Genomic DNA, 12,474 nt, shown 5'->3' with positions numbered 1-12,474 from the left:
CTGCGGTGATCCCTGGAAGCCCGTACCTGCCTCCTCGATCAGCCTGACGGCGCCGAGGATGAACTGCCTGGGCTGCTCTTCCGGTGCCGCGTGAGGAGTTGCTGCTCCAACTGGACGGGCGCAACCGGCATGAGGACGGCAACGCACTGACCATCACCTCGCAGACGCTGAGGACGACTTCTTCGCCCGGTCGAGCCTCCTCACGACGAGGGGCGCGAGATCACCGAACCTGGACATTCTGACCCTGCGCGCGGAAGCCGGGGATGCTCCAGATGCCCTCGGGGCGACCTCTGCATGTGGGTTGCCGCGCACGGCAATCATTCGAGTGACGTCACACCGGCCGGCCGTGTTCAGGCGGCGACACCGAGTTCGGTGCGGGTGCGGTGGATGAACTCGCGGACGGCCGGCTCGCGCCGCCAGGGGGCGAGGGAGGCGTTGAATTCGCGGACGTAGTCCTTGGCGCGGGAGGACTGGACGCGGGCGAGGATGTCGATGGAGCGGTTGCCGAGTTCGAGGCCGTGGTCGAGGTCTCGGGCCTGGAGGTGGGCGGTCCCGACGATGGCGAGCCGCATGCCGACGGAGCGGGTGAACACCCCGGTCGGCATCGCGGCGGCCTGCTTGTTCCAGCCGAGGGCGGTTTTGGGGTTCTTCAGGTCCCGGAAGACCTCGGCGGCGTCCGCGGAGAGGCGGGCGTGGTGATAGAAATCGATCCAGGCGGGCTCGTCGCCGCTGTCGTCCTTCGCCTGGCCCAGGAGGTCTTCGGATGTTTTCAGGGCGCGGGAGGCGGCCCGGGGGTCGTTCTCGCGGGCGTGAGCGCGGGCTTCGATCAGCTTGGTGAAGGCCAGCACTCTGGGCACGGCGTGTCCCTTGGCCCGGTTGAAGGCGCCCTGGGCCATGTCCACGGCCTCGGACGCGAAGCCCCGCATCAGGGTCTGCATGGCCATCGTGGTCAGCACATAGCAGCCCAGCTGTACGTCGCCGCCCGCGCGGGCGAGGCGGAGGGCCTGGATGAAGTGCCGCTGAGCGGCATTGTGCTGGCCGACGTCGAAGGCCGTCCAGCCGGCGAGCCGGGACAACTGCGCGGTGACGGAGAAGAGTTCGCGGCCGATCTCGTCGGTGAAGCTGCCTTGCAGCAGCGGGGTGGCCCGGTGGTCGAGGCAGTGGGTGACGGAGTTGGCTTTCCAGTTCCCGCCGCCGTATTTGGAGTCCCAGCGGCGGGCGTCGTCGGCGGCCTGGCGCAGTTCGTCGAGGTCGGCCCGGCCGACCTGCTGGCCGCCGCTGTGGTCGGCGGTCTCGTCGGCGGGGGTGACGAGCCAACGGGTGACGGGGGTGGTGAAGGCGGAGGCGGCGAAGCCGGATCCGGCCAGGAAGTCGCGGCGGTTCACGGAGCTCCAGAACGAAGTGGCGACGCGGACGGCGTCGGCGGGGTCCCTGGGGAAATCCAACCCCACATCCGCGTCGGTTGTCTCCGCCTCGCCCATGCCGATTTCGCCCAGGGCGACGGGCCGGCCGAGCCGTTCGCCGATGGCCTGCGCCAACAGCTTCGGGACCGGCCATTTCGGCGTCATCCCACGTCTGCACCAGTTCGCTACAGAAGTATGTGAGTAGTCCGTCTCTGTCCCGGCGGCGTGGGCGAGCTGGTTGACGCGCAGGGCCAGGGACTTGCGGCTCGCGCCGCTGGCTTCGATGAGCCGGGCCAGGTCCGCGTTCGGCGGACGGGTCCGGCGGGTGGTCGATGCCACGACCTCTCCCCTTGCCGGTCTCCGGGACCGCGCCGACTCGAACAGACGGCTGAGCACATGGGTCCGTACTCGCCGGGTCGAAGAGTCGTACGCGTTCAGTGTGTTGGGTCACCGAGGGTATTGCCTTCCGGCTCGCGGTGAACCCCGTCCGCGAGTTGTGAGCCCCCCTGCGAGCCCTCCCCGCCCATCGGCCGGGCGGCTGTGATGAGAGCCCAGGCCGCCGCCGGGACTGGATGGATCTCCTTCCCGGCGGCGGCCGTCGCCAAGGCGCCACCTGACTCGGGGGTGAACCAGTGATGTGCGGAATCGCAGGCCTGGCCGGAGGTGACGCCGTCCGGCACGAGAGCACGGTCGGCGCCATGGGCGCCTCGCAGGCCCACCTACGGGTGTCCGGATGCATCAGGACACCACCGCCGAGAGCCCGGCCGCCGCCCACGGAGCGGTCGCGATCACCGCCAACCGCCGCGGCGAACTCCGCCTCCACCTCCGTGACGATCTGCCCGGCATAGCCTGGCCGGATCACTGGAGCGTGCTCGGCGGCGGCTGCGATCCCGGCGAGGAACCGCGCGAGACGATCGTCCGCGAACTCGACGAGGAAGCCGGCCTGGCAGTCGACGGCCTGACCGAGCTCTTCGAGATCCGCGACGAGCACGGCTCCGGGCAGCCGATCACGTTCTTCGCCGCCTCCTGGGACGGTGACGATTGGGCCCTGCCCCTCGCGGAGGGCGTCAAGCTCCAGTTCCTCGCCCCCGAGGACCTCGAATTCCGCACGATCCCGCCGTTCATCCGGGACGGGATCAACCGCTATCCGGCCGCCCGGCCCGCCTGAGCACCCCGCCCTTCGGAGGCGAGGAAGAGGTGAGGGGCTGTCGGCGGCCCCTCACCTCGCAAAGGAACCCCCGTCATGAAGCTCACCGTCGTCGGCTGCGGCTACCTCGGCACCACCCACGCGGCGTGCATGGCCGAACTCGGGCACGAGGTCCTCGGCATGGACTGTGACATCGACAAGGTCACCGTCCTGGCCTCCGGGAAGGCCCCGTTCTTCGAACGCGGCCTCGACGACCTCCTCTCCAAGCACGTCAAGAGCGGCCGGCTGCGGTTCACCGCCTCCTACGCCGAGGCCGCCGACTTCGGTGATCTGCACTTCATCGGCGTAGGCACCCCGCAGCAGCCCGGCGAGCACGCCTACGACCTCACCCACCTGTTCACCGCCGTCCGCCAGCTCGCGCCCCGCCTCACGCATCCGGCGGTGGTCGCGGTGAAGTCGACCGTTCCGGTCGGCACCGCACCCCGCGTCCGCGACCTGGTGCACGCATACGCGCCCGCCGGGGACGCCATCGAAGTCGCCTGGAACCCGGAGTTCCTGCGCGAGTCGTTCGCCGTCGAGGACACCCTCCGCCCCGACCGCCTCGTCCTCGGTTTTGACACCGAACGCTCCTGGGCCGAGACGGTGCTGCGGCAGTGCTTCGAGAAGATCATCAAGGCGGGGACGCCGACGATCGTCACCGACTGGGCCACCGCCGAACTCGCCAAGGCGTCCGCCAATGCCTTCCTGGCCACGAAGATCTCCTTCATCAACGCGATGGCCGAGGTCTGCGAAGCCTCCGGCGCCGATGTCGGCCGGCTCGCCGACATCCTCGGCCACGACGCGCGGATCGGCCGCCGCGGGATGCGGCCCGGCCTCGGCTTCGGCGGCGGCTGCCTGCCCAAGGACATCCGCGGGTTCATGGCCCGCGCCGGCGAACTCGGCGTCGACCAGGCCCTGACGATCCTCCGCGAGGTCGACGCGATCAACAACCGGCGACGCGAGCGCATGGTCGACCTCGCCCGCGAACAGGTCGGCGGCAACCTCGGCGGCCGCCGGATCACCGTCTGGGGCGCCGCCTTCAAGCCCGACACCGACGACATCCGCGACTCCCCCGCCCTCGCCGTCGCCCGCAAGCTTCACGAACTCGGCGCCACCGTCACCGTCACCGACCCCCAGGCCCTCGACAACGCCCGCAAGCTCCACCCCGAACTCGACTACGCCGACGACCCCATCACCGCCGTGCAGGACACCGACCTGCTGCTCCACCTCACCGAGTGGCCGCAGTACTCCCACATCGACCCACACCACCTCGCCGCCCGCACCACAACCCCGAAAGTCATCGACGGCCGCGGCACCCTCGACCCCGCCCGCTGGCGCGAAGCCGGCTGGACCTTCCGCGCCCTCGGCCGCCCCTGAAACCACACAGGACGACGAACTGCGTTTCCTGCTGCTGCCTGCGCCGACGGCTGGGCCGCCGTGCGGGCCGCCGCCGGGTCGGCGGGCGCCGGGTCATCGCTCACCGGCCAGGGGCCAGAACACCGGAGGAAGTGACCTCTTACGGGCACGGATCTCATGGCACGGTGCGGCGAGGATCCAGCAAGGGTCGGGGCACAGGCCGGCGTCAGTCATCTGACTGAACCTCATATTCCTTGTCGCGCAGGCAACTTACAGACCATGCTGTGATCCATCTGTGAACTCCTGTCCCATGGAGGAACATCCGTGCCGTTCAACCCCCCACTGCCCCCGCGTTCGAGAGGGCGCCGGGCACTGGCCGTCGGAGCCCTGGTCACCGCGCTGTTCGGACAGTTGCTCGCCGGGACCGCCGTCGCCGCCCCCTCGGCCAAGACCCCGCCGCCCGCGCGCATGGCCTGGGAGCCGTGTGAGTCTCCCTCCGGCGAGGGCACTTTCGAGTGCGCCACCATCAAGGTGCCCGTGGACTGGAAGCGGCCGCGCGGCGCCACCATCGACCTGGCCCTCGCCCGCCATCGGGCCACCGACCCCGAGCGCCGCATCGGCTCGCTGCTGATCAACCCCGGCGGTCCGGGCGGCTCCGGCGTCGGCTTCGCGTTCAGCGCCCCCGAGGCCTTCTCGCCCGAACTACTGGAGCGTTTCGACATCGTGGGCTTCGACCCGCGCGGCGTCGGCCTCAGCAACCCGGTGAAGTGCGACGAGGACCTGGTGAACGCCCAGGGTGCGCTGCTCTACCCGGACAGCTACTCCTCGTTCACCGCCCTCCGCGAGGCGAACCACGCGCTCGGCGAGAACTGCCGCGACCTCACCGGACCGCTCGTCGACCACATGGACACCGCCAGCGTCATCCGCGACATGGAGGCGATACGCGTCGGCCTCGGCGAGCAGCGGATCAGCTACTACGGCGTCTCCTACGGCACCGGGATCGGCCAGCAGTACGCCGAGCGCTATCCGCACCGCGTCCGTGCGATGACGCTCGACTCCAACATGGACCACAGCCTGGACCCGTGGAACTACCAGAGGACCGAGACCGTCGCGATGGAGGAGTCGTACGGCCAGTTCGCCGACTGGTGCGCCCGTACGCCGTCCTGCGCGCTCCACGACCGGGACGCCCGCACCCTGTTCGATTCCCTCTACCAGCGCGCCGAGGCCGGTGAGCTGGTCCTGCCGGGCGACCCGCCCTACACCGTCACCACCCAGGATCTCCAGGGCGTCGCCTTCGGCTACATGTACGACCCGGCCACCTGGTTCGACTTCGCCCAGTTCCTCGCCGACATGGACGCCGCCGACCCCGCCGCAGGACGGACCCTCCGGCAGCGCGGCGAGCCGACCCCGTTCGGGTATCTCCCGGTGATGTGCCAGGACTACGACTTCGACGTCCCCTCGTACGCCACCCTCGCCCGTTACGAGCGCAAGCTCGCCCGGCTTGCGCCCGTCACCCGGCTCAGCTCCCTCGCCTGGACCGACCTGACCGGCTGCCAGGACTGGCCGACCGAGGTGACCAACCCGCCGCACCGGCTCCGGGTCGACGGGACCCCCCCGATCCTGATGACCAACAGCCGCTTCGACGTGGCAACCCCGCACTCCTGGGGCTCCAACGCGGCCCGTCAGATCGGCCACGAGGCCGTGTTCCTCACGTACGACGGTGCCGGCCACGGCGACTACTGGCTGAGCCCGTGCGCGCGTGACGCCATCGACACGTACCTCCTCACCCTGAAGACCCCCCGCAAGGGCACCCACTGCCCCGCGGTCTGGCCGACCGGGCCCTCCGCCCAGCGGCAGTCGCCGACCGGAGACCTCGTCAACCCGCTGCCCGACCTCCTGGGCGCAGGCACGCACCGGTGAGCCCCGCGACGCGTCCTGATCCGACGCAGACCTGACCGAGGGGGCACGGCCCTGGCCACCAGGGCGGTGCCCCCTCGCACGCGTCGGACGCCGCTCGTCCAACCGTCGGCCACGCCGACCATCAGGCGGTCGGGCGATTGGTCATCCCTGCTGGACGATGCTCTGCGTGTTGACGTCCTCCGAGCCGATTCCCTCTACGCGGGATCGCTGGTCGACTGGGCCAGGTCCTTTCTCATTGCGGATGGACACGGTGATCTCGACAGCGCCGTGGGACAGCAGCCCCGGGGGCCTTCGAAGGGGACCCGCAGCATCGCGGTGGAGCGGGTCTCGTTGGCCACGATCGCGCAGCGGAAGTCCGGGGTGAGATCGGCGTGCAAGCGCTGCTGCTCGACCGGGACAGGATCTCTGCGGCCTCGTGGGAGTTGCGCGCCGCCTTCCAGGACCCAACAGCAGCGATGGCGGCAGTTCCGGTTCAGGCGTTGTAGCCGCCGTGGGCGTCCAGCACCGCGCCCGTGACGTACGACGCGGCGGGGCTCGCGAGGAAGGCGATCGCCGCGGCGATTTCGTCGGGGTGACCCATGCGTTGCAGGGACAGCGAGCTGACCAGGGCCTTGAGGGTCTCGGGGTCCGGCGGTTGCATGCCGCCCTCCATCAGTCCGGCCTCCACGACGTTGGCCGTGATGTTCCGGGGCCCGAGGTCGCGTGCGACGCCCATGGTGTACCTCTCGATCCCTGACTTGGTCGCCGAGTAGTCGGCAAGGCCGGGGGCGCCGACCCGGGAGCCCAGTCCGGAACTCACCGTGATGATGCGGCCGCCCGTGCGCAGCACTCGGGAGGCGGCCCGGATGACGGCGATCACGCCGAGGTAGTTGGTGGCGTGCATCCGGTCCAGTGCGGCGGTGTCGGCGTCCGGGTCGTCCACCGTGGCAGCCACGGAGATCGCCGCGTTGTTGACGAGGATGTCCAGGCCGCCGAAGCGCGCGACCACGTCGTCGATCAGCGCCGGCGCCCGGCTCGTGTCCGCCTGGTCGGACTGGAAGGCGACGGCCTTGGCTCCCTTGCCGTGCACCTCGTCGACGACGGCCTGCGCCTGCTTCTCGGAGCTGACGTAGGTGAAGGCGACGTCGGCGCCCTGCTCGGCCAGCAGCCGTACGGTCGCGGCTCCCAGTCCGCGCGACCCCCCGGTGACCAGGGCGACCTTGCCCATGAGTGGCTTGCTCATTCTTCTCACCTCGTTGATTGACCCGTCCTAGCAGTCGCAACGTTAATTGTTACGACAGGCTGTTGCAACCTTCGCTGTTACGACTGAGCTGTCGTAACATAAAGCGTTGCGGCCGAGAGGAGGGGTTCATGAGTGCCAACAGCAGGCTGACCATCGCCGCCCACGCGCTGGCCTGGATCGGTCTCTACCAGCGCCAGGGCCATGAGGTCGCCACCTCCGAGCAGATCGCGACCAGCGCGAACACCAACCCCGTGGTGATCAGACGGCTGCTCGGCGAGCTGCGCAGGGCCGGGCTCGTGGAGTCCCGGCGGGGCGTGGGCGCGGGCTGGTCGCTGGCGCGCGAGCTGGAGTCGATGACCCTGCTCGACGTGTACGAGGCAGTGGAACCCGGCCCGCTGTTCGCGATGCACCGCACCACCCCGGACCAGGGATGCGTGGTGGGTCACGGCATCCAGCCGGCGATGCAGGGCATCTACGAGGGCATCGAGGAGACCCTGAGACACGAGCTGGCCCGCGTCACGCTCGAGAACGTACTCCGGGACGTACTCGCGGCACCTCGCTAGCCTCCCTGTCACGCCCTGACATCACCAAGATCCCCATCGATGCCCAAGCCAGTGAACAGCCTGGCAACCAGTCACGCCAAAGACGGTTGCGCCATCTCTCGCTCCAGGACCAGCTTGTCGGTTCGCACTCACCGTGACCGGGCGGCCTTCCGGGATCCGGTGCATGCTGGACCCCGAGCTGCTGGAACGGATCACCGCGCGGCGCGCGGAGCTGGACGAACTCGAAGAAAAGCCGGCCAAGCATCTGGCGGAGGTGCGGGCCGAGCTGGACGAGCTCACCGTCGCGGAGCGGGTCCTTGAGCGGATGAGCGAACAGCTCGCCGACGAGCGCGCCTCTGTCGCGCCGGCGCCCGGGCAGGTGGGCGGACGTGCGGCGATGCTGATCCCGCACCGCACCTCAGGCGTGGAGGAGACCACCCTTCCGCCGGACTACCAGCGCATCCTCGCCGCCGTGCGGCAGACCGCCGGTCCGGTCAAGGCCCGGCAGGTCGGCGACGCGCTGGGAATCGACGTCAGCGTGCGGGCCAAGCAGGATCCCATCGCTGTTGAAACTCGGTTTCTGGCTCAACTTTTCGTGCAGGATGCGGTCGAAGTGTCCCCGCACAGGGGCGTGCCCCGTGGCTCGCGAGCCGACAGCTGCAGCAGGCCAACCGTCGGGGGGCGGAGCCTGCAGCAGTGGCTGTCGGACTGCCCGGGGCTTTGCACGTTACAGTCCGGCCGCCTGGGCCAGTGATGCCCGCTCGCCCTCACCCAGGTGAAGGCTGGCCAGCAGTTCATCGTCGGCCAGCAGACGCCGCACCCATGCCGCGTCGGCAGCGAATGCCGCTCGGCAGAGGGCCCGTTCAGGGTGGTCGCTCTCGGGGCCGCTGACTGTCAGGTCCCACGCGTTGTCGGGATCGGTCGGTGCGCAAAGGGCGGCGGCTACAAGCACGAGCCCGAACAACTCGTTCCGGCGTGGGATCGTTGGATCGGCAGTCAGTCTCAGTAGGTATGGGACGACCGCCGGCATCGTGGCGCTAATGGACATCGGCCCTGACATCACAAGCCAGTCCAGTGCTCGTTCGGCCATCTCAGCCGCGTCAGGATCGAGCAGCCCGCGCAGGACGACCGGGACATCAACCGGGCAGCCAGGAATGGACATCCACTCCACGTCCTCGCACCCTTCCAGTGCCGGATGCGGAGAAGTCTCTTGCCTCAGGTACGGGTAGGCCGCGGTCAGGGCCGCTGTCGCAGTCACCGCCGCGGCCTCATGATCCACTTTGCACACCAGAGTGTCTCCCATCCGCCTACTGGCGCCGTACCGGCGTACGTCGACTACATCGACGCCACGAGTCTATGCACGCCCAACCTTCACGGCCTTGAGAGCCAGCCCCTACTGATCGTTTCAACCCGTGCGAGCCGCCGTGGGAGACCTCGGCGTCGGGCCGCGCGCAGCCCGACGCGTACGGCGTGGGCGCTGGCTCCGCCTTCCGCGCGCATCGCTGTCGCCAGGTCGTGCGTGTACTCATCGGGCCGCCAGGCGTGGGATTCCAGATCACTGCGCAGATCGCTCAGCGCCGCCATGTCAATCCCCTCGAACAGGGCTTGTGAGAAAGCCCGGCACTTCTACGACAAGACGACGGGGACCCCTCTGGACTGCGCCGATTTCATCGCCGCACGTGGACCCAGTGCATCCGTTCCGCAGTGGGAACTTGCGGTCGACATCGAGGACCTGGACAGCTTCGTCGTAAGCACACACGATCACGGCCAGGACTCGGCCACCTGGTCCGAGAAAACCGGTCGCCGTGTTGTGCGGTTGTGGTGCGCATGCGGCACGAGCATCGCATCGGACCGCTGCGGCTTGCTGCCCGAGCCCGGATCGCCGCCTCCACGGCCCACCGCATCCTCAAGCGGCACGACCTGCCGCCCCTGGCCACGCAGGACCGGGCCACCGCAGAACCCGTCCGCCGCTACGAACGCGCCCGACCCGGCGAACTGCTCCACATCGGCGTCAAGAAGCTCGGCCGCATCCCCGACGGCGGCGGCCACAAAGTCCTCGGCCGAGCGGCCGGCCGCCAGAACCAGACCCGCACCGGGCGCGGTTACCTGTATTTGCACACCGCCCTGGACGAGCCGTTTGGGCATTGCCCACGCCCAGCTCGGGGTGTCGGGCCGGCGATCAGCCTCGCACATGCAGCCCGAAACCCGTGCGGCCCGCGGGCTCCAGTCCCTCCTTCAGGTGCAGCGAGGGGATCTCGTAGTCACCGAAGTTCTGCCGCCGGAACGCGACCGGCTCGGTCGACTCCAGAGTGAGCAGGCGCTGCACCCATGCCTTGGCGACGTCCGGGTAGTCCTCGCCGGTCATCCGGTCGGTGCCGTACAGCACGAACGGCGGCAGCACCTCGATGCCCGGGTAGTAGAGGATGCCGTGGTGGATCGGGAACAACAGATCGTCGATGGGGCCATTGATCCCGCGAGGGGCGTAATGCGACTCCGGGCCACCGGCGGTCACCGACAGCAGAGCCTTCCTGCCCGCGAGGGTGCCTTCGCCGAAGCGCTCGCCGTACTTGGTGTCGCTGTGCTCGCCGACGCCGTACGCGAAGTGGTAGGTGAACACCCGGTCCACCCAGCCTTTGAGGATCGCGGGCATCGTGTACCACCACAGCGGGAACTGGAAGATGATCGTGTCCGCCCACAGCAGCTTCTCCTGCTCGGCGAGGACGTCCGGGGTGAGCGTCCCGGCGTCGAAGGCCCGGCCCGAGTCCAGGGCGACCTTCAGCGGACTTGAGGCGTTGGGGCCATAGTCCGCAGCGTCCACGACCGCCTTCCAGTTCATCGCGTACAGATCGCTCACCCGTACCTCGTGCCCGGCGGTCTCCAATGTGGACACCGCGAGGTCCTTCAGCGAGCTGTTGAGCGACTTCGGCTCCGGGTGGGCGTAGACGATCAGCGTCTTCATGGGAACTCCTTCGGATCGGATGCCTTCGATTCTGGGCGTCGCGGCGCCCGGCATTCAGGGGCGCCTCTTCCTTCGGACGGGACTTCCTGGTATTGGCAGGGCCACCTTCACGGGCACCACCGAGGCCATACTGGAGGCATGGACGATCTTGCGGGCTTCCTGCGGACCCGGCGTTCCCGGGTCGACCCGGCGGCCGTCGGCATACCCACCGACAGACGCCGCCGGGTCGAAGGGCTGCGCCGTGAAGAGGTCGCGCACCTGTCCGGAGTCAGCGTCGACTACTACGTACGCCTGGAGCAGGGCCGCGCGACCCAGCCCTCCGAGCAGGTCCTCGACGCGCTCGCCCGCGTCCTCGGCCTCGACGAGACCGAACGCGGGCACCTTGACCGGCTCGCCCGGCAGCGCCGCCGCGCGAAGGCGCCGGGCGGGCGGGTCCGGCCGGAGCTGCTGCGCGTCCTGGACCTGGTCGCCGACGCGCCCGCGCTGATCATGGACCACCGCCTGGACGTGCTCGCCGGGAACCGCCTCGCCGGGCTCCTCTACGGGCGGCAGATGCCGGGCCTGAACACCGCCCGGCACATCTTCCTTGAGGAGGCTGAGCGCGGCCTTTACGCGGACTGGGAGAAATGCACCCTCGACGTGGTCGGGCACCTGCGCCTGGGCGCCGGCAAATACCCGGAGGACCCCCGCCTGGCCTCGCTCATCGGCGAGTTGGCGATGGGCAGCGAGCGCTTCCGCCGCCTCTGGGCCCGCGCGGACGTGCGCGCCCGCACACATGGACGCAAGGCATACCGGCACCCGCTGGTCGGACTGCTGGAACTGCACCAAGAGAACTTCGCACTACCGGACGAATCAGGGATGGAGCTGGTGGTGCTGTCCGCGGCCCCCGGCAGCCCCGCCGAGGACGGGCTGCGCCTGCTCGCGGGCCTGGGCGCGGACAGCGGTGACGCGCATCCCCCAGTGAACGCTCAGGTCCACGAGTAACCCAACGACGCCCACCCACCGCCGGGAACGCCTCAACAGTGACGGCTTTCCGATCCCCGGCCTACGTTGCGGCTGGTGACACGCTTCTGGCCGACACCCCAGCTCCCGTCTCAGGGCCGCCGCCGCGGCCCTCCAAGAGTCGCTGCAGTCGTAATCGCCTGAACCACCTTTCCCTACCAAGGCCAGGTCATCCTGGTCCTGGGATCCGGCACCGGCATCGGCCGGGCGACCGCGCGCGCGTTCCTCGAACAGGGAGCGTGCGTGGCGGTCCTCGGCCGCCGTGCGGAGCCACTGCACGAGACCGTGGCGGGCTTCGACACCAAGCATGTGCAGGTGATCGAAGCCGACGTGACGGACGCGGACGCGCTCGACGGCGCGGTGGGGGTCGTCCGACTCTTCGACCGCCTGGACGTCATCGTCGACGACGCCGGCACGAGCGAACCCAGCGGCGTCGACACCCTCAACGACACCTGGGAGCGCCTGCGCTCGGTGAACCTCGACGGGGTGATACGTCTCGCCCGCCCTACCGTTCCATGACTGCGCGCCACCCGAGGCAACTTCGTGGCGATCTCCTCCATCGCAAACTGCGGGGCGGCTGGAACCAGTTCGCCGACAACGCGACCCAGGCGGCAGTCGACGCGCTGGTGCAGAGCCTCGCCCTCGGGCTCGGGGGCCGACGGAGTACGGGTCAACGCCATCGCGCTTGCCTTCACCGTGTCCCGGCTCATCCAGGAGCGTCTGAACTACCCGATATCTCCGAGCGGTACCTCGACCGGGTCGCCCTGAACCGAGTCGCCCTGAACCGGGTCGCCCAGCCCGAGGGCATCGCCCGTGCGGTGCTCTTCCTTGCCAGTCCCCACGCCGGTTGCATCACGTGAGCCGTGAATCCGGGCATTCACGCC

General features: G+C 69.5%; 11 protein-coding genes and 1 pseudogene. 8 read left to right on the top strand and 4 right to left on the bottom strand.

The genetic code is table 11. The features are described 5' to 3' along the window. Positions 1–350 precede the first annotated feature (350 nt). Positions 351–1,742: a sporulation protein gene (locus JIX55_RS49115; RefSeq protein ID WP_257561408.1), complete on the bottom strand. Its 1,392-nt coding sequence runs from the start codon at positions 1,740–1,742 to the stop codon at positions 351–353. A gap of 394 nt (positions 1,743–2,136) precedes the next feature. On the opposite strand from JIX55_RS49115, the gene JIX55_RS49110 reads away from it, so the two are divergent. The 3 genes from JIX55_RS49110 to JIX55_RS49100 all read left to right on the top strand — a co-directional run bounded on the left by JIX55_RS49110 (position 2,137) and on the right by JIX55_RS49100 (position 5,865). Next, entirely contained in the window at positions 2,137–2,571 is a 435-nt protein-coding gene (locus JIX55_RS49110) for an NUDIX domain-containing protein (RefSeq protein ID WP_257561409.1), read from the top strand. 75 nt (positions 2,572–2,646) lie between these two features. Beyond that, positions 2,647–3,966 carry a UDP-glucose dehydrogenase family protein gene (locus JIX55_RS49105; protein ID WP_257561410.1) on the top strand — a complete coding sequence of 440 codons (1,320 nt, stop codon included), beginning with the start codon at positions 2,647–2,649 and terminating at the stop codon, positions 3,964–3,966. 303 nt (positions 3,967–4,269) lie between these two features. Continuing rightward, positions 4,270–5,865 (top strand): alpha/beta hydrolase, encoded by a 1,596-nt coding sequence (locus tag JIX55_RS49100; RefSeq protein ID WP_257561412.1) that lies wholly within the window; start codon positions 4,270–4,272, stop codon positions 5,863–5,865. A gap of 472 nt (positions 5,866–6,337) precedes the next feature. On the opposite strand, the gene JIX55_RS49095 is transcribed toward JIX55_RS49100, so the two are convergent. Beyond that, positions 6,338–7,087 carry an SDR family NAD(P)-dependent oxidoreductase gene (locus JIX55_RS49095; RefSeq protein ID WP_257561413.1) on the bottom strand — a complete coding sequence of 250 codons (750 nt, stop codon included), beginning with the start codon at positions 7,085–7,087 and terminating at the stop codon, positions 6,338–6,340. Positions 7,088–7,215: 128 nt separating this feature from the next. Between JIX55_RS49095 and JIX55_RS49090 the strand changes: the two genes are divergently transcribed. Next, complete coding sequence (locus tag JIX55_RS49090) at positions 7,216–7,650, top strand: Rrf2 family transcriptional regulator (protein WP_257561414.1); 435 nt, start codon at positions 7,216–7,218, stop codon at positions 7,648–7,650. 163 nt (positions 7,651–7,813) lie between these two features. Then, positions 7,814–8,383, top strand: coding sequence for a hypothetical protein (locus tag JIX55_RS49085; protein WP_257561415.1), 570 nt, complete (start codon positions 7,814–7,816; stop codon positions 8,381–8,383). Here the strand turns inward: JIX55_RS49085 and JIX55_RS49080 are convergent. Then, a complete protein-coding gene (locus JIX55_RS49080; RefSeq protein WP_257561416.1) occupies positions 8,357–8,932 on the bottom strand; it encodes a hypothetical protein in 576 nt (191 codons plus the stop codon). The two genes, JIX55_RS49085 and JIX55_RS49080, sit on opposite strands and share 27 nt — an antisense overlap. A 416-nt stretch (positions 8,933–9,348) precedes the next feature. On the opposite strand from JIX55_RS49080, the pseudogene JIX55_RS49075 reads away from it, so the two are divergent. Beyond that, a pseudogene (locus JIX55_RS49075) lies at positions 9,349–9,762 on the top strand (IS481 family transposase); the annotation flags it as partial. A 46-nt stretch (positions 9,763–9,808) separates the two neighbouring features. Here the strand turns inward: JIX55_RS49075 and JIX55_RS49070 are convergent. Beyond that, complete coding sequence (locus JIX55_RS49070; protein ID WP_257561417.1) at positions 9,809–10,588, bottom strand: NAD(P)H-dependent oxidoreductase; 780 nt, start codon at positions 10,586–10,588, stop codon at positions 9,809–9,811. A 138-nt stretch (positions 10,589–10,726) separates the two neighbouring features. Here JIX55_RS49070 and JIX55_RS49065 point away from each other — a divergent pair, with 138 nt between their 5' ends. Both JIX55_RS49065 and JIX55_RS49060 read left to right on the top strand, forming a co-directional pair. Further along, complete coding sequence (locus JIX55_RS49065; RefSeq protein ID WP_257561419.1) at positions 10,727–11,572, top strand: helix-turn-helix transcriptional regulator; 846 nt, start codon at positions 10,727–10,729, stop codon at positions 11,570–11,572. A gap of 189 nt (positions 11,573–11,761) precedes the next feature. Further along, a complete protein-coding gene (locus tag JIX55_RS49060) occupies positions 11,762–12,109 on the top strand; it encodes an SDR family NAD(P)-dependent oxidoreductase (RefSeq protein WP_306820143.1) in 348 nt (115 codons plus the stop codon). Positions 12,110–12,474: the final 365 nt, after the last annotated feature.

Origin of the sequence: Streptomyces sp. DSM 40750 (genome assembly GCF_024612035.1) — a bacterium.
In the GTDB taxonomy this organism is placed as follows: domain Bacteria; phylum Actinomycetota; class Actinomycetes; order Streptomycetales; family Streptomycetaceae; genus Streptomyces.
Note: the sequence above shows the minus strand (reverse complement) of the source record. Positions and strands in the feature narration are given on the sequence as shown.